The 17,342-nt window shown below is 36.9% G+C and carries 16 protein-coding genes; 4 read left to right on the top strand and 12 right to left on the bottom strand.

Annotation, left to right across the window (positions count from 1 at the left end; genetic code table 11):
• Positions 1-94 precede the first annotated feature (94 nt).
• Together ACB089_RS05530 and ACB089_RS05525 are read right to left on the bottom strand one after the other, a co-directional pair.
• Positions 95-616 (bottom strand): DUF84 family protein, encoded by a 522-nt coding sequence (locus ACB089_RS05530; protein ID WP_374965596.1) that lies wholly within the window; start codon positions 614-616, stop codon positions 95-97.
• Positions 617-682: 66 nt separating this feature from the next.
• Positions 683-1,759, bottom strand: a complete 1,077-nt coding sequence (locus ACB089_RS05525; RefSeq protein ID WP_068984025.1) for a M42 family metallopeptidase — start codon at positions 1,757-1,759, stop codon at positions 683-685.
• A gap of 180 nt (positions 1,760-1,939) precedes the next feature.
• On the opposite strand from ACB089_RS05525, the gene ACB089_RS05520 reads away from it, so the two are divergent.
• Complete coding sequence (locus ACB089_RS05520; RefSeq protein WP_053592328.1) at positions 1,940-2,254, top strand: peptidase M4; 315 nt, start codon at positions 1,940-1,942, stop codon at positions 2,252-2,254.
• Positions 2,255-2,454: 200 nt separating this feature from the next.
• On the opposite strand, the gene ACB089_RS05515 is transcribed toward ACB089_RS05520, so the two are convergent.
• Positions 2,455-3,681: an ATP-grasp domain-containing protein gene (locus ACB089_RS05515; RefSeq protein ID WP_374965595.1), complete on the bottom strand. Its 1,227-nt coding sequence runs from the start codon at positions 3,679-3,681 to the stop codon at positions 2,455-2,457.
• A 406-nt stretch (positions 3,682-4,087) separates the two neighbouring features.
• Between ACB089_RS05515 and ACB089_RS05510 the strand changes: the two genes are divergently transcribed.
• A complete protein-coding gene (locus ACB089_RS05510) occupies positions 4,088-4,378 on the top strand; it encodes a hypothetical protein (RefSeq protein WP_374965594.1) in 291 nt (96 codons plus the stop codon).
• 80 nt (positions 4,379-4,458) lie between these two features.
• Here ACB089_RS05510 and ACB089_RS05505 read toward each other — a convergent pair whose 3' ends face one another.
• The 6 genes from ACB089_RS05505 to pepV all read right to left on the bottom strand — a co-directional run bounded on the left by ACB089_RS05505 (position 4,459) and on the right by pepV (position 10,585).
• On the bottom strand, positions 4,459-5,322 hold the full coding sequence (locus tag ACB089_RS05505) for an MBL fold metallo-hydrolase (RefSeq protein ID WP_374965593.1): 864 nt from the start codon (positions 5,320-5,322) through the stop codon (positions 4,459-4,461).
• Positions 5,323-5,333: 11 nt separating this feature from the next.
• On the bottom strand, positions 5,334-5,981 hold the full coding sequence (trmB, locus tag ACB089_RS05500) for a tRNA (guanosine(46)-N7)-methyltransferase TrmB (RefSeq protein ID WP_374965592.1): 648 nt from the start codon (positions 5,979-5,981) through the stop codon (positions 5,334-5,336).
• Positions 5,982-6,077: 96 nt separating this feature from the next.
• Positions 6,078-7,010 (bottom strand): diacylglycerol/lipid kinase family protein, encoded by a 933-nt coding sequence (locus ACB089_RS05495; RefSeq protein WP_374965591.1) that lies wholly within the window; start codon positions 7,008-7,010, stop codon positions 6,078-6,080.
• A gap of 3 nt (positions 7,011-7,013) precedes the next feature.
• Positions 7,014-8,015 carry a nuclease-related domain-containing protein gene (locus ACB089_RS05490; RefSeq protein ID WP_374965590.1) on the bottom strand — a complete coding sequence of 334 codons (1,002 nt, stop codon included), beginning with the start codon at positions 8,013-8,015 and terminating at the stop codon, positions 7,014-7,016.
• Between the two features lie 281 nt (positions 8,016-8,296).
• A complete protein-coding gene (gene dat, locus ACB089_RS05485; protein ID WP_374965589.1) occupies positions 8,297-9,151 on the bottom strand; it encodes a D-amino-acid transaminase in 855 nt (284 codons plus the stop codon).
• Positions 9,152-9,178: 27 nt separating this feature from the next.
• Entirely contained in the window at positions 9,179-10,585 is a 1,407-nt protein-coding gene (gene pepV, locus ACB089_RS05480; protein ID WP_374965588.1) for a dipeptidase PepV, read from the bottom strand.
• Between the two features lie 356 nt (positions 10,586-10,941).
• Here pepV and ACB089_RS05475 point away from each other — a divergent pair, with 356 nt between their 5' ends.
• Positions 10,942-11,163, top strand: coding sequence for a DeoR family transcriptional regulator (locus ACB089_RS05475; protein ID WP_049667439.1), 222 nt, complete (start codon positions 10,942-10,944; stop codon positions 11,161-11,163).
• A gap of 366 nt (positions 11,164-11,529) precedes the next feature.
• On the top strand, positions 11,530-12,702 hold the full coding sequence (locus ACB089_RS05470) for an MDR family MFS transporter (protein WP_374965587.1): 1,173 nt from the start codon (positions 11,530-11,532) through the stop codon (positions 12,700-12,702).
• A 159-nt stretch (positions 12,703-12,861) separates the two neighbouring features.
• Here the strand turns inward: ACB089_RS05470 and ACB089_RS05465 are convergent, their stop codons facing one another.
• From ACB089_RS05465 to ACB089_RS05455, 3 genes are all read right to left on the bottom strand, one after another.
• A complete protein-coding gene (locus ACB089_RS05465) occupies positions 12,862-14,376 on the bottom strand; it encodes a GGDEF domain-containing protein (protein ID WP_374965586.1) in 1,515 nt (504 codons plus the stop codon).
• 174 nt (positions 14,377-14,550) lie between these two features.
• Complete coding sequence (locus ACB089_RS05460; protein ID WP_374965585.1) at positions 14,551-15,264, bottom strand: pseudouridine synthase; 714 nt, start codon at positions 15,262-15,264, stop codon at positions 14,551-14,553.
• Between the two features lie 8 nt (positions 15,265-15,272).
• Entirely contained in the window at positions 15,273-16,886 is a 1,614-nt protein-coding gene (locus ACB089_RS05455; protein WP_374965584.1) for an oligosaccharide flippase family protein, read from the bottom strand.
• Positions 16,887-17,342 lie beyond the last annotated feature (456 nt).

Genomic DNA, 17,342 nt, shown 5'->3' with positions numbered 1-17,342 from the left:
ATTTCTCTTCCTTTCATTGCTAACTTTTATTTATTTTAAAAAAATTTATGTAAAGTTGCAACTTCACTGTTCCAATATCACTAATTCAAAAACATTACTCATGTGCTAATGTGAATAAATATTGACCAACAAGAAGCGAGACAATATGCTCAAACATCATCTGACGACTTACTAACCCTTGCGTAAAAATACCTACAGCTCCCGCACCTTGTCGAATATCTAGACGTTGTGTATATTGCTCCATCACTGGCCCAAGTTCCTTCCCGGCTCTTATTTCCTGGGCAATTTCTTCTGGTAATATAATTTGTGCGCCAGCAGCTGTATAAGTTGTGCCATTTGTTACTGTAAGAGCTCCCCAGTTACATACGTACATAACACCACCAATTTCCGTTACTCCACCCTCTAGTCCAAACGATAATTGAGCCCCCGTCTCATTCATTGCATTTTTCGAACGGTTTATGGCTCCCATTCGTGTTTCTTCATGAGTCATCGGTTGTTCAGATACTTGTGAAGCAGCCTTAACATAAGTAAAAATCGGTTTATCAAAATATTTTCTAGCTATAACTTCAACTGCCTCTGTTTTTGCTTTGTTTGTTGTCCCAATAGCTATCTTCATTTTTCCAATCCCTCTTTCTTTTCATAGAAAAAGATGCCCCTAAAGGCACCTCCGGCGGATGTTACTTTACACATTAGCGCGAATCGTCTCTAATGTCGAACGATCTGCTTTTTTCACTAGTTCCACAATTAAAGCTTTTGCAGCTGCATAGTCATCAATATGAATAATTGATGCAGCCGTATGAATATAGCGTGAGCAAATACCGATTACTGCACTTGGGACACCATCATTTGCTGTGTGTACACGCCCTGCATCAGTTCCACCTTGTGATACAAAATATTGATAAGGTATATGATTTGTTTCAGCCGTATCTAAAATGAACTCACGCATGCCTCGATGTGTGACCATTGTACGGTCCAAAATACGCAATAAAGCACCTTTTCCAAGTTGACCAAATTGATTTTTTTCTCCTGACATATCATTTGCAGGTGAAGCATCTAGAGCAAAAAATAAATCTGGTTTAATCATATTTGCGGATACTTGAGCACCACGCAGACCAACTTCTTCCATTACATTCGCGCCTGAATATAAATGCGAGGCTAGCTTTTCATCCTTTACTTCTTTCATCAATTCAATTGCCAATCCACAGCCATAGCGGTTATCCCAAGCTTTCGCCATAATTTTCTTCGGATTAGCCATTGGTGTAAATGGGCAGACAGGGATAATTGATTGACCCGGACGAACGCCAAGTGCAATAGCATCCTCTTTATTGTCTGCACCAACATCTATTAGCATATTTTTAATATCCATCGGTTTAGAACGTTCAGCATCTGTTAGTAAATGTGGAGGTATTGATGAAATCACACCAGGAATCGCACCATTTTTAGTAAATACTTCAACACGTTGCGCTAGCATAACCTGATTCCACCAGCCACCTAATGTTTGAAAGCGGAGCATCCCGTTGTCGGTAATAGAAGTAACCATAAATGCCACTTCATCCATATGACCTGCAACCAATATTTTTGGTGCATCAGCAACATCACTATGCTTTACACCGAAAATTCCTCCTAAATTATCCTGAACGATTTCATCCGAGTACTTTTCCAACTCAGAACGCATGAACGCACGTACAGCATGTTCATTACCCGGAGCGCCTGGTAATTCCGTTAACGTTTTAAATAATTGTAATGTTTCCTCATTCATGATGACTCTCTCCCCACGAAGTAGAATATTCTTCCTTGCTATTGTAACACCTTGCTATTGTAACACATTTATTTCTGAATTCGAAATATTGATACATTTCCTAAAAGCGCTCATGTGTGAACGTGCATTCACTCCGTATGCTATGTTAAAATGAACCTATAGAAAAAGGAGGAAAAAAGCATGAAATTACGTGATTTTTTAATTGGTGTCGCAACTGGCCTAGCTGCCGCAGTCATTGTTAAAGAAGCAAGTGAAAAGGTTTCTCCGTATGTACCTGCTGGACAAGTACTCGAAAACATAAAAAAAGAATTTAAAAAGGATTCGCCGATTGATGGTTCTTGGATTTTTATGAAAACTGACAATTTCACAAACGGCATTATGACAATTCCAGTATACCGTGGAGGTATCTCACGTATGCATGAGGGCGAAATGCAAACCTTTGAATTCGCTGCTGACGCCCGCTCAGGTGTAGTTGTCGAGCTAACAGAAGTGTAATCTTACTCTGCCATACGCGATCAAAAATTATAGAAGCCTACAAAAGAGGCTGGGACAGAACTCGATTATTTTGAAAAATAGCGAAAACAGATAATAACTTTTTCGCTTCAATGAGTAGAGTGTTCCTTCCTAAATCAAAAAATGTTAGACCGAAATGCAATCGGTCTAACATTTTTTCTTTTTGTCCCAGCCTCTTTGTTTTACTCAGACAATCCTTTATTGTTGAAGTATTTTTTATATTTTCGATAATAATTTAAATTATTTAACGTTAGCTTCACCCAACGTTTTGCATTCATATCTTGATTATAGTAAAGAGAGTTTGTATATTTCCCTTCACGAATTAATTTTTTCGCTTCTAATTTAAGCTTTTCATTTGAGGCATATTTGAATAATACGCCCTTAGGAATGATCATCCATAAATGCTTATCTTGAACATACGTTACATCCTGTTCAATATTTAACATATGGTCATCGGCTACATACTTCATTAAATTATGACCACTTGCTGTTACATAATAGCTCGAGCGACCATTACGTAGGTTAATTTCAAACAACTTATACTGTTTGTCACGCATATCGTATTTCATATCAAAGTTAGCAAAACCTGTGTAACCGATATTTTCTAAAAAGGAACGTACTTGATCCAATAATTCTTTATCGTATGTTGTAACGATCGCTGCATAACTACCAATACCCTCAGGTGAATGCTCTTCTAAGATTGGGTTTCCTAGACACATTAGCTTCACTTTGCCGTCTTTCCCGACATAGGCATTTAATACACGCATATATGAATCATCACCTGGGATGAATTCTTGAATAATCATTGTATCCTGATAGGTTGAGCTATAGATTGCTTTTAAAATGGCTGTTTTTTCCGCTTCGTCATGAGCAACGAATACTTTTTTCTTACCTGGGAATTTACATGCCCAGTATTCCACTGAGTTCGATGCCTTTAAAATAATTGGGTAATCAAACGGCGGTGTAAAGTTTTCGTAATTGTCAGCTGTCACTGTCGTCGTACCTGGATACTTAAAATTGTACTTATCACACATTTTATAGAAATTTTCTTTTAATAAAATTTCATCCATTAATGATTCATCGATATAGGGTACTGTAAAATGCTCCTGCAATGCCGGCTTATTTTTGATAATAAGTTTTGCATAGTCATCACCACAAGCTAACAACAGTAGTTTTTTATTAGAATATTTTTTCGCGACTTCTGCAAGTGCAGGTGCAAACACATCCTGTTCATTTAAGCGGTCAATTGCTTGGAAATTTATAATATGGCTGTCTTGCGTTGCCGTTAAATGTGAACGCCCTAATACAAGTGGTTTAATACCATATGCCTCGTAAAATGCACGTGCCATACCATATGCATTCATATCTGATCCTAATAATACTGGTAAAAATGGTTGTTCAGTTGTCATGTAATTTCAACTCTCTTTTGTGTTTTAGTATAGCTTTTAGTGTATCATATTTTCCAAAATGTTCACGAAAAAAGTGTCAAAAAAATGGGGTATAGACAATTAAGCATATCTTCATAACGTTAAGTTGATTACTGTTCCTACTATACAACTACAATAATTTATATCACATAGCTTACGTTTACATAAAACAATAAGTGAAGTTCCGATTTATCACTATAAATTAGAGTGACATACCAGAGATACATACTATGTGAAGCGTTTGATTGGAGTGGAGACTGGGCGACTCCTCGGGGATTAGCGGTAGAGGAACGAAGGCTAAAACCATCACGTCCTGTGATAACGCCTTCGTGACCAACATCCTGTTGCCCCAAGCGGCTCATCGGACGCCCCCAGGAAGCTTTGCTCTGTGCGAAAGCGTAGTGCTAACGTAGCGGCAGCAACAATAAATGTTTTATCTGCGCGAAAGCGAAGCGTCAGCGGCAAATGTTTTATCTGTGCGAAAGTGCAACGACAGCAACAACAAATGTTTTATCTGCGCGAAAGCGAAGCGGCAGCAACAACAAATGTTTTATCTGCGCGAAAGCGTAGCGTCAGCGGCAAATGTTTTATCTGTGCGAAAGCGAAGCGGCAGCAACAAAGCGCCCAGTCGGAACGGAAATCAAACCCTAGTTTTGCCAAAGAGCGATACTTTTTTTAATTACCTTAATTTTATTGACACAATAGTTTTCAACACTATGAAAAAAACGTGCGAACACAAAGGTTCACACGTTCTATTAATTAGAATGTAATAACAGCTTGTCTGCTACGTTCTAGTTTAGCTACAATTTCTTTACCTGTTTCATCCCATTTAATCATGCGATAATAGGCATCATGATAAAAGATAAAGCCATAACCATTCGCAAGCGCTTCTTTCATAATACGTTCTTTTGCAAAGACACTCGCCATTGGATAATCATCATACGCTAATACCCATAATGGATTTTGATGCGCATGTGTCGGCATAATATCCGCCATATGCAATAATACTTCGCCGTTTTGTGTTAATTTTATAACGGCATGTCCATCACTATGACCACCAGTATGAATCATTTCAATACCAGGCACTATCTCTAACGTACCTTCATACGTTTCAACTAAATGCTGAACTGGCTCCCAGTTTTCTTTCCAATACGTATTTTTTGAGCGAATATTTGGCTCACGCATCTCGTCCCACTCAATTTTCGTCACATAGATTTTTGCATTCGGGAATGTTGGTACAAGTACTTCGCCTTCCCATTGCGTTAAACCACCAGCGTGATCGAAATGTAAATGCGTCATTAACACGACATCAATATCAGCTGTAGTTAATCCTAACTCCTGTAAGCTAGCCGCTAATGTTGATTCTTCAGTAACACCAAAGTTACGTAGCTGTTTTTCATTTAATTTGTTAAAGCCAACACCCGTATCAATAATATAGTTTTTACCTTCATATTGAACTAAAATTGGCTCAGTCGGTAACTCGATTTGATTTTTTTCGTTTACCGGATACTTGCGTGACCAAAGTGGTTTGGGCACAACTCCAAACATAGCACCGCCATCAAGGCAAGTGACACCCCCGTTTAGCCATGATAATGACATGTTGTGAAACTGTAACTGATCCATCCATACTCCCCCTATTTAGTAATGAATTGTGATTCTAGACGATAAATTGGCTGTCCTTTCGCAGAAAATTTCTGCTCATATTCAGTCATCACATTATCCTCAGGCATATTCGCATGTAAGTCGAGTGATACATACTTTAGTAACATACCGTATTCAGACACACTAATTAACGAATACTCAAACAAACCACGGTTGTCCGTTTTAAAATGGATTTCCCCATTATCCACTAAAATCGACTCATATAATTTCAAAAAATCCCCGTGCGTTAAACGTCGCTTAGCATGGCGCGTTTTCGGCCAAGGATCTGAGAAATTCAGATACACACGGTCTACATCATTTTTACCAAAATATTTATATAAATCTGCGCCATTTACTTTAAATAATCGTAAATTCGCTGGAGATTTAGCCTCTAAAATTTTTTCCAATGCACAAACGATTACACTGTCATAAAGCTCAATGCCAATATAATTTATATCTGGATTTTGTAAGGCCATACCCGTGACAAATTGCCCTTTCCCAGTACCTACTTCAATATGTAGTGGGTTGTCATTTCCGAAAACAGCCTGCCAATTCCCTTTAAAGTCTTCAGGATTCGGAATGATCACCTCTGAATGATTCGTAATCATTTCCTCCGCCCAAGGCTTATTTCTTAATCTCAATTTTTTTCCTCATTTCTTTCTCGTGAAATTATTGATTTGTTATAGTATAACTTATAACTATCAAATTCGCATGAAATTATTGCGAAATGATATTTTCTAATAGTTCTTTGATATAAACTGCCACGCATCACGTTGGACTGTACAGTGAATCCTCGTACCTTGTCTAATTTCCCCAATATAGTTACCATCTGTATGACAATCTACGTCATTTGCATGCACAAAAATATCAAATTGATTGCCTTGCAAAAAAGAAATTTCTTTAAATTTTGTATGTTTTCCAAAAAACACAGTGACAAATACCAGTAGTAATTTGAGACGTGAAATACTGTGAACGATTATTATTTCGATTTGTCCATCATTAGGTTTAGAGGAAGGCGAAATTTTCATGCCTCCTCCGAAATAAGGATGATTGCTCATCGCAACAAACCATGCCTGCTGAAATTGCCACTCTTGCTCGTTTGCTTGAATGATTACATCAAAACGTTCAAAGCTAAATAGTCCTCTTACAACAGCCACAGCATAGGATAACTTGCCGAGCCCAATTTTATTGAGATAAAGCTTTAAATGAGATTTATTAATGTGCTTTGTAACAAATGCGTCAAAGCCCACACCTGCATTATTAACAAATATCTCGTGTTGGAGTGCTCCAAGGTGAATAATTCCGACATCCATCGTTTTATTGGCAATCTCCGTCTGCAAATAGGTTTCGATTTGTTTTACATTTTTAAAAGTAGTAAAGTATCGTGCAAAATCATTTCCAGAGCCAGCACGTACTACACCAATAACTATAAACTCATTATGTAAAACACCACTCACTACCTCATGTATTGTGCCGTCACCGCCAACTACAACAATTAGTTTTTTTGTACGTGTATCTTCCGCACATTTTTTCGCAAGTTCCTGTCCATGTCCTTCATATTCTGTAAAAGCAACTTGATAATCAATTGTTAAATAGCGTTGAAGATGGCACCAAACTTTCTTACCTTTTCCATTCCCAGCTGCTTCATTTACAATAAATAATACTTGCATTCATTAATCCTCAGCTGATTGAGAAGATTTCTTCCAAATATCCCGGTTAAAGGATGTTGTTTGTACATTGTTTAAAATCGTTTGGGCAGCTCGAATTTGCATATGCTTCATCGGGGAAGACACTTTCTTTAATTGTTCCATCCATTCTCCGTAATTTCGACGATCAATAAACTGAATGCCAAAGGATGAACCTGGATAATCGAAGTAGCCATTACGTGTTAAAACAACTTTACGAATTGGCATATCTATATTGCCCTGCTTAAATAATTGAGTTAATACAGATTCCATACGATTTAAATTTATCAATGGATTAAGGACTTTTGAATCTTTCGTTCCTACTTTTTTTATCCAGAATCGTTCACTGCCACCCACATAAACTGCTTGGTTTTCCGTATCTAGCACTGTAATGCAAATACATTCTGTTGGTGACATTAGTACGACATCAAGCTCTATGGGTGCTTTTCTGATTTGTAAAATAGGGTAATAAAAAAGCAGATAATTATCTGGTAATTTTTGCAACAAATCTCGCAACAAGGAATCACGCATAAAACGAGGATCTACATACGACTTTTCACGTAGTGTTGAACTTGCCCATTTCATCTGAAAATGGAAAAATTGATCGATAAACATTCGCTTTAATTCATGGATAGATTGCGGCGCATAAACAATTTTCGGTTCAAATGTTAAAGTCGTTTCTTCTTCTGGTATGCTATCTTCATCACTCACCAGTTCATTCGTTATTTCTACCTGTTCAACGTCCCTACTGTCTGCCTTTTGGCGTCCCGCAAACCATTTTTTCAATAAAGAAAATCGCTCTTTCTCTTCAAAAGAATCATTTTCAGAATCGTTGTCATGTTGCCACTCACTAATTTCTTCTCCTAACTCCCACTGTCGCTTAACACGTTCCCATTGACTATTCTTTAAGCGTACAAATTGTGTTGGATATCTCGCTAAATCAATTTGATAGCGTGAGATATAATCTTGTAATTTCACTAATTGTGCCATTTTAAGGTCACTCCAATCTTACTCGCCCTAATATCTAAACTCCCTGACTATGTTTTTGAGTTTACTCAAAACATGATCAATAGCTATTTGCATTCATTACATCGTCATTTGTTCTTTGATTTTAAATATGTAAACTTCAGGCTATGTAGGTAAATCATCATCTTGTTTATTTTACATGACGTTCCAAAAGAAAACATCCATAATTTGTTCTATAGAAAAAGAGAACTACCCTAGTAGCTTGGGATAAAACCAAGTTAGGGTAGCTCTCTTGAATGCGTAACTTATTTAGCATTAATGGAAAGCGGTAATTTCGCCTCAAATGCTTGCTGTAATTTTCGAGTCCATTCACCTGGAACTCCAGCACCAATTTTGTTACCATCAACATCGATCACCGGTGTTACTTCAGAAGATACTGATGATACAATTATCTCATCCATCGTTAATAAATCAGCCTTTGTCATCGGTTCTTCAATAACAGTTAGGTTAATCTCCGCAGCACATTTTAAAATAACTTGGCGTGTAATACCGTTTAAAATGAAGTTATTTGCAGGGTGTGTATAAAGCTGACCATCTTTAATGCCATAAACATTCGCCGATGAACATTCTGTTACGATGTCTCCACGATGTAAAATAGCCTCATAGCAACCTTTTTCAGAAGCTTCTTGCTTTGCCAGTACAGCACCTAGTAAATTTAAGGATTTAATATCACAACGTAACCAACGGATATCCTCTACAAAAGTAGCCTTAACACCTTTTTCAAAATTTTCATATGAACGCTCGCCAACTTTAACATTCCCTGTTAATACAGCTGGAACACTTGCATCTGGGAAAATATGATTACGAGAAGTTGTACCACGTGTAATTTGGAAGTAAACATGTCCAGTTTCTAAATTATTTGTCTCAATAAGTTCATGTAATAATTTGTGTAATACGTCTTTAGTATAAGGAATGACAAGACGAATTTTTTCGGCACTCGCATAGAAACGATCAATGTGTTCTTGTGCTGTGAACATGTTTCCGTTATAAACTTTAATTACTTCATAAATGCCGTCACCAAATTGGTAACCTCTGTCTTCTGGGGATACTGCAATAGATCCTTCTTCAACGATTTGATCATTCCATAATGAATATGCCATGTTTCGCTCATCCTTTTCATATCTAAATTATTTGTTTCCTGCAAGTTCAACAATTGCTTCAGCGTAAATAGCTGTTGCTTTTATAAGATTTTCAATGACAACAAACTCATCTGCACGATGCGCTACGTCAGGTTCGCCTGGGAACAGCATACCGAATGCCACACCTTTTTTCATGACACGCGCATACGTACCACCACCTGTAGAAAGTAAAGGCGTTTCATAATCTCCTGTTTGACGTCTATAGATATCAGCTAAAGTCTGAATCAATGCATCATCCTCACTTACATAATGCGGCTTTGAGTCATCTTGAACATCCAATGAAAATCCTTTAGCCACCGCTATACGTTGTGCTTCGGTAATTTTTTCATCAAACGGATAAGTGACTGAATAACGCATACTAATCACCATACTGCCACCTTTAGCTACATCAAAGCTCACAATTCCTGGATTTAATGTAGTTTTACCAGACATTTCGTCCTCAAATTGTAGTTCAAGCTTGTTGCCATAATGATCTTGATAAAAAACATCTGCGGTAAAGTCGACAAATTGCTTACTTGCCTCTGTCGTCAACTCATGCTGTAAAAATGCTGCAAGATAAACAGCTGCATTGATCCCTTTTTCTGGCTCCATAGCATGGGCTGCTTTACCTTTGATAGTTATTATATAGTGAGAACCCTCGATTAATAAAGAGCCTTCTAGCTGATTTTTGCTTAAAAATGTGTGAAAATTCTGTTCGAATTGCGGAGAAACAAATTGCACTGTCGCTTCTGCAAAATCAGGTACCATATTTGGTCGCTTTCCAGCATTAAATAGTAATAGCTGTTCTTTCGTTGCATCACCAGTTTTATTTTGAGAGAACACTAGCTCTGCAATGCCTTTTTCTGCATTGATGAGCGGGAAATCCGCATCTGGCGCAAATCCAATAGTCGGCATTTCCTCGTGTTTAAAATAGTGGTCGACACAGCGGAAGCCTGTTTCTTCATCTGTACCAATAATCATTCGTACTCTTTTATCAAGCTGAATGCCTGCATCTTTAACAAGTTTCATGGCCATCCATGCTGCAATAGTTGGTCCCTTATCATCTATTGCACCACGGGCGAATAGCTTACCATCTGCAACAGTGCCACTAAATGGTGGGTATGTCCAATTTCCTTCATCACCAACAGGTACTACATCAACATGACATAAAATACCTAATAAATCTTCACCTTCACCCATCTGTATGTGCCCTGCATAATTATCAATATTTTTCGTTTGCAGTCCTTCAGCTTGGCCCTTTGCTAATAACCATTCAAGAGCCTTTAAGGGACCATCACCGAAAGGTACTTCAGTAGTGATCGTATTCTCATCGAGTACACTATTAATTTGCACAAGCTCCTGTAAATCTTGTATTAATTCATCTTGCCTTTCTTTTGCAGCTTGTAACCAATCCATACGATGTACCTCCTCCAATGTAATAACATTATTCTACTCTTTACACCATAAATTACAATCATCTTTCTGACAACTTTTTTTACAATTCACCTCCAACACTACCATATATAGCATGTTCTTCACTTTTTCCCACAAAATACAGTATAAATTTTTTATTTAAATTGTAAATTTCCCTTGCATTCACTAGAAAATCAACTAGTTTTTCTATATAATAAAGTTATCAGAAAAATTGTTCTGAATATAAAATTAGAAAAGGGGATGTCTAAGGCAGCTACTTATTAGCCTAAGTGCACTCCGCACATATTGTCGTCCGCTAGTCTTTGCCAAGAGAAAAAAGATGAAGGAGTGGTTCATTTATGAAACCAACTACTGATCGAATGCTTAATCGTATTAAAGACGTGTACATGTTTATTTTAGACAAAGGAACCGTGTCTACACAGGATTTAGTCGAAGAGTTTAGTATCACTCCTCGCACCGTTCAAAGAGATTTGAACGTGTTAGCCTTTAACGATTTGGTGATGAGTCCAAGTCGAGGCAAATGGACAACGACGAAGAAAAAAGTAAAATTGACGTCTTAGTTTTTACGTTTAACACGTAAAGCATTTTGTATTGGAAAAGAATGACCTTTCGTCGTGGTCATTCTTTTTTTGTTGTCTTGTAATTGTTGATGCCCTCATCTATTCATCAATTATGCCTAATTGCGTCCGGAATCGGCTTTGTGCTTTCACAAAGAACTCTTCGGAACAGAAATCCCCCACGTTTTAATCCGTTTCACTTATACGGGGATTCTAGTTCATTTCTCCCCTCAATTTGCTAAGAATTACATGCATTTTTATAAACATTTTGTTCTTCAGCGTTACCTCTATAGATTTTTTTGACTATTTACAATTGCTCAACAATCCGTTAAAATCGAAACATTCTATATTTTGGAAGGGAGATTTTCTATGAAACTTTCCAAACTGTTCCATCCACTCGTTTGGATTATTTTAGGCGGAACTATTTTCACACGCATTGCAAGTTTTATGGCGATGCCCTTTCTAGCAATTTACCTACATAATGAAATTGAAGCCTCGCCTTTACAAATAGGTTTGACGATTGGTATTGCACCATTAATCTCCACTGTAGGAGGTTTCATAGGTGGTTATTTAACAGACCGATTTGGTAGGAAAAGGATCATTTTGCTTACTATTATTGTTTGGAGTATCGTGTTCTTCGGCTTTGCAATTGCACAGACTGTTTGGGTCTTCGTAGCATTAAACGCCTTGAATGGCTTATGTCGTTCCTTCTTTGAACCTTCCACTCAGGCATTAATGATTGATTTTACTCCCGCTGACAAACGAAAGAGGTTGTTTTCATTGCGCTATACGGCGATTAACATAGCTGCGGTGATCGGTCCCGTTATCGGTGTTTATATTTCTCAATTATCCAGTCCAAGTATTCCTTTTATGCTGACAGGAACTATGTATATTATTTATGCTGTATTTTTATTTTTCATTTTGAATCGCTATGAAATGCAACAACAAAAAGCTTCAACACAAACAAAAATAATGCAAACCTTTACAATACTATTAACAAATCGTGTACTACTAAGTTTTATTTTTGGTGCAATTTTAATAAATATTGGCTACTCTCAATTTGATTCAACACTGCCACAAATCATTGAGCTTAAAATTGAAGAAGGTTCTAAGCTTTATTCTCTCTTAATCTCACTAAATGCAGCAGTTGTACTATTACTACAATTACCGATTAGTATTCTTTCTGAACGCTTTTCATCGTCAGTTACTCTATTAGTAGGAATCTTGTTCTTGGCATTTGGCCTTTTATTATTCGGCTTCTCAAATAATTATCCACTGTATATGATCGCTATGATTTTCTTTACGATTGGTGAAATTTTCGCCTTTCCAACTATGAGTATCATGATTGATGAAATTGCACCTGATACACAAAAGGCAACTTATTTAGGTGCAGCACAATTTAAAAATTTTGGAGGCTTTATTGGACCAATTATCGGTGGGTGGCTATTATCACATTATATGAATGCATTGTTTGCAGTCATCGCTGTTATAGTTTTATGCAGCTGTGTATTTTATAGCTCAAAACTTAAGCCACAACAGTAATAAAATGTAAGTAATAGGACTTTTAAAGGCGTTAATTTCAGATAAAAAATCACTCCATTTCTATAAGCGAATCTCAAGCATTTGAAAAACTTACTTGGACTCACTATTAGGAATGGAGATAGCAATATTACAATTTATCCTTAAAAATTTTAAGTGGTTTTAGCTTTCTTCATCAGCAGCAACCTCTTCATAACTGGAGTATTGGTCTTTACCAGCATTTTTCGATTGATATAATGCCTTATCTGCACGCTCAAATAAACTTCTTTCTGACTCATCCGGATGAATGCAAATGGCACCGCCCATACTGACTGAAAGTACAGACCATCTTTCAATAGTGACTTTATCTACATACTTCAAGTGGCGAATTTTCTCCAAAATAGAATTCGCTATTTGCTGTATAGCTTCTTCCTTCGCGTCATACAAAACAACTGCAAATTCATCCCCACCAAACCTTACAACAAAGCCATTACTTTCCACTTCTTGTTTTAAAATTCTTGCTGTTTCAATCAGGATTTTATCGCCTTCACCATGTCCAAACCGATCATTTACTTGTTTAAAATTATCTAAATCTAGCAACAATAAACCAGGTTGATTCATCTTCCTTTTCCTTAATAACTTGTCCATTTTTCTACTATAGGTAGCACGATTATAGACATTTGTTAACGGATCGTATGTTGCAAGATGAATCGTTTTGGAAAGGAGTTTATTGATGACTAATAGCATTATGAAAGAAGTTACTAAGGCAATACAAAGCAATATCTGAAACTGCTTTGTATTTTTAGCTAGCGCCTTTCTTTCTGTGAAATTACCATATTTCACAAACACAACCCTTTTAGAAGATTCCCCTTGAACCGTTTCTGCTTCATATGGTAAAAAACGATACTTTTCAATATAGCCATTTTGAAACTCCTCTTGAAATTCCGTTGGCTGCATCGTTTTTCTTGCTAGCTCAAAATGCTCTTGAAATTTTTTCGATTGATCTTTTACAGTTGTTTTACCGGCTTTAGAATAATCAAAGAAAACTCCCCCCGCATTTATCGTTTGTACCTCTAACAAATCAGCATATTTATCAATTAAATATTCAGAAGTCTTTTCAAAGTTAAAAGTTTGGAACACAGGATTATCAAGCAAGTCTATACCTAACTCAAATAAATATTTGTTATCAGGTGTCGCTAAATAGCTAAATTTTCGATAGCCCCCAGTAGTTGTCGAAATATCTATGCCATCACTGTAGAATTCCCCGCTTGCTCGACGTTCATCTAGTAAAGCAGAAAAACGTATGCAGCATTTTGAAAAATTTAATCCTTTATCTTTTTCAAAAGTTGTATAAATTACAGTATTTGATTGATCGAGTATGTACACATCCATACCATGTTCGTTTTTAATCTTCTGCAAATCCCACATCGCTATATCTGGATTTTCACCATAATATGTAATTAGCTTCCGAAGTTCTTCTTCCATTTTATCAGTGATATTCTTATCAAAATAATAATGGGCATTATCTACAGTTTGCATATCTGTCAAAATATGATTTTCAATTAGCTCTCTATTCAAAGCTTCTTGTTCTTCTATACCTGCCATTAGTATTTGCCTGTTGACATAAGAAATGACAGCAACCAGTACTAAAGCAAAGACAATTAAAGATATGAATAGTTTAATTCTCAGGTTTTTCATTCATTTGTCCTCTACTTAATTTCACCATCTTTTTTTCTGAAAGATTTAGAGATTTTTTAGTACCATAGACTAAATAGCTATTCATTAAAAGTTATATCATATTATACAGTCACTGGTATAAGTATGTATATAAAAAAACCTCGATACTAATTGTCCTTAGCATCGAGGTATTCTTTAATCCCTATTCTGTAATCCGGCTAGCTCTTCAGCAGTTAACTCTCGATATTCACCTAATTCTAGATTGTCATCTAGCTTTAGGTTCCCCATCGACAGCCGCTTTAAATATGTTACACGTTTACCTACTGCCTCAAACATACGCTTCACCTGATGAAACTTACCTTCTTGAATCATTAACTCAATTTCTGATTGCTGAGCAGATTTTAATATGATGAGCTCTCCCGGTTTTGTTACATAACCATCGTCTAGCTCAACACCTCGAGCAAATTTCTCACAGTCTTCATCCGTGACAATACCTTCTATTTGTGCATAATAGACCTTTGGCACATGCTTTTTTGGAGACAATAAATTATGTGCTAATATGCCATCATTTGTTAACAGCAATAGCCCCTCTGTATCTTTATCTAAGCGACCTACCGGGAACGGCTCGAAATGTTGAAGTAAAGGATCTAACAAATCAATGACGGTTTCATCCCGTAAATCTTCTGTTGCAGAAATAACTCCCGGAGGCTTATTCATCATAATGTATACAAATTCTGTATAAATAACACGTTCTTCAAAAACGGAGACATCTTGCTTTTCAGGGTCAACGTGCAATGCTGCATCCTTCACATATGCACCATCCACTGTCACTGCTTTTTGCTTTAGAAGTTGCTTAACTTCCTTGCGTGACCCATAGCCCATATTCGCCAGTAATTTATCTAATCGCATAATACCTCCTATTTCAACCCCAGTTTGTTCGTAATTCTTGTCAATCGTTCACCGAGTAGTTTTTGTGCTAAACCTAAGCGTAAAGACAAATAGCCATATACGGCTACACCTACTCCAGCACAAATAACAGAATACACTAATGCGGAGAATTTACCATCTACTGGCCCCATCAATAACTCTAAAAGTTTATGAACAATTAGTACACTAACCGCCATGGCCATAGTCAAACAAGAAATAAGCATCACACGACGTAAAACCATTTCCGATCTGTAGTTTAGTGTTTGTCGTAGCACAAGTATATTAATGATAATTGATACACTATAGCCAATAGCTGTAGCAAGAATCGCACCATCCGCCTCCATCCAACGAATTAAAGGAATGTTAATGGCTAGCTTTACTAAAATCCCAGATAATAAGCTTAAGACAATCCATTTTTGGAAATCAATACCCTGTAAAAGAGCCGCTGTTACTTGGAACAATGCAAATAAAATTGCTACAGGTGCGTAATGGGCTAAAATCGTAGCCCCCATCTCACTTTCAGAATAGAGCATAAAGTATATTTCATTTGATAACAACGAGATACCGACTACCGCTGGCAATGTAATAAAAATTAATATTTGATAGGTCTTATCCATTGCATTTCGTAGTGATAAATATTCACCTTGCGTATAATATTTTGTAATCGTCGGTACAAGAGCCATCGAAAAACCTGTAGCTAGCATTACCGGAATAATGACAACCTTATGTGTTGTAAAGTTAATCATTGATAAATAACTATCTGTTACTCCCGCTAATCCGATTGATGTCATAGCTCCGTTAAATGTTAGCATATCTACTAATTGGAATAACGGATTAGCAACGCCTACAAACACCATTGGAATCGAATACGTAATAACTTCTTTATATATGTCGGACATTGGTAGCTGCTTAGACGTAACGCTTTGACTGCGTAGTAAATCAAATTCAGGTTGGTATTTTTTCCAATAATAATAGAGTGTCAATAACCCACCAATTGCCCCGATAAATGCAGCAAATACTGCGAAGGAGATCGCCGTTTCTGGTTGCCCATTGAAAACTACTACAACTAAGAATGAACCACCTAACAACACAACAATACGAACAATTTGCTCCACTAACTGCGAAACTGCTGTAGGCTCCATTTTGTCATAACCTTGGAAAAACCCACGCCAAAGACTCATAAATGGCACGATAATTAATGCAAAGCTAACCCAGCGCATTACTGAGGCAATTTGATCAATCGTAAATGCCTGCTCATCACTTTTAATAATAAGACCCGCTATTGGCTTAGCTAGTATAAAGAGAGCAAAAAACGCAGCAATACCAGTAATCAGCATAATCATTATGCCTGATTTCATCAGCTTACGACCTGACTGGTAATCACCTGCTGCATTGTATTTAGAAACAAACTTGGATACAGCAATTGGCGCACCCGAGATGGCTACGGCCAGCATAATCGAATAGGGAATGTATGCATATTGATAGAGCGCAATATTCTCCTCACCCACAATTGCATAAAACGGAAAAATATAAATTAATCCGAGTACCTTCGATAAAAACATCCCCATTGTTAATATCGCAGTACCTTTCATTAAATTGGACATCATACCCATCCATTCATCGTAAAATCAAGATTTTCATTATCATAACACTTAGAAAAACACTTATTAAATAATTGCCGTAAAAGACGCTTGCTACGGTAGCACCCTATCTTTTTATAGGTATCTGAGTGGTTTCCCTTGCTACCCGATCACTTTTGAGCAATTCAGGGAAACTGTTTGATTTGCAAACGCTGTCACACACAATAGCCGTCTCTAGATAGCTTAATTTCACTGATCAACAATATTCAGCAAAACGACATGAAAAGACAACATACCCAAATATTAAATAAGTAAACCAACTGTAATCTTAACATATTTATAGAATACCGACGCATAAATACATTAAAAAGTTCTAGAAAAACACAGTTCATTCAAAAAATAACGGTTATGTCCTCCTTAGGGAAAGGAGCAGGTTCAAAATAATCGGTGGAGATTTAGAAAACCTCCACCGATTAAAGC

Origin of the sequence: Lysinibacillus sp. RS10 (assembly GCF_041956855.1) — a bacterium.
In the GTDB taxonomy this organism is placed as follows: Bacteria; Bacillota; Bacilli; order Bacillales_A; family Planococcaceae; genus Lysinibacillus; species Lysinibacillus xylanilyticus_A.
This window is presented reverse-complemented; position numbering and strand designations above follow the sequence as displayed.

Excerpts from the sequence above, each read along its gene's own strand:
- ACB089_RS05470 (WP_374965587.1), top strand. The coding sequence starts at position 11,530 with ATGAAACTTTCCAAACTGTTCCATCCACTCGTTTGGATTATTTTAGGC.
- pepV (WP_374965588.1), bottom strand. The coding sequence starts at position 10,585 with ATGGATTGGTTACAAGCTGCAAAAGAAAGGCAAGATGAATTAATACAA.
- ACB089_RS05475 (WP_049667439.1), top strand. The coding sequence starts at position 10,942 with ATGAAACCAACTACTGATCGAATGCTTAATCGTATTAAAGACGTGTAC.
- ACB089_RS05460 (WP_374965585.1), bottom strand. The coding sequence starts at position 15,264 with ATGCGATTAGATAAATTACTGGCGAATATGGGCTATGGGTCACGCAAG.
- ACB089_RS05455 (WP_374965584.1), bottom strand. The coding sequence starts at position 16,886 with ATGTCCAATTTAATGAAAGGTACTGCGATATTAACAATGGGGATGTTT.
- ACB089_RS05520 (WP_053592328.1), top strand. The coding sequence starts at position 1,940 with ATGAAATTACGTGATTTTTTAATTGGTGTCGCAACTGGCCTAGCTGCC.
- ACB089_RS05505 (WP_374965593.1), bottom strand. The coding sequence starts at position 5,322 with ATGGATCAGTTACAGTTTCACAACATGTCATTATCATGGCTAAACGGG.
- ACB089_RS05465 (WP_374965586.1), bottom strand. The coding sequence starts at position 14,376 with ATGAAAAACCTGAGAATTAAACTATTCATATCTTTAATTGTCTTTGCT.
- ACB089_RS05525 (WP_068984025.1), bottom strand. The coding sequence starts at position 1,759 with ATGAATGAGGAAACATTACAATTATTTAAAACGTTAACGGAATTACCA.
- ACB089_RS05490 (WP_374965590.1), bottom strand. The coding sequence starts at position 8,015 with ATGGCACAATTAGTGAAATTACAAGATTATATCTCACGCTATCAAATT.
- ACB089_RS05515 (WP_374965595.1), bottom strand. The coding sequence starts at position 3,681 with ATGACAACTGAACAACCATTTTTACCAGTATTATTAGGATCAGATATG.
- ACB089_RS05530 (WP_374965596.1), bottom strand. The coding sequence starts at position 616 with ATGAAGATAGCTATTGGGACAACAAACAAAGCAAAAACAGAGGCAGTT.
- dat (WP_374965589.1), bottom strand. The coding sequence starts at position 9,151 with ATGGCATATTCATTATGGAATGATCAAATCGTTGAAGAAGGATCTATT.
- ACB089_RS05495 (WP_374965591.1), bottom strand. The coding sequence starts at position 7,010 with ATGCAAGTATTATTTATTGTAAATGAAGCAGCTGGGAATGGAAAAGGT.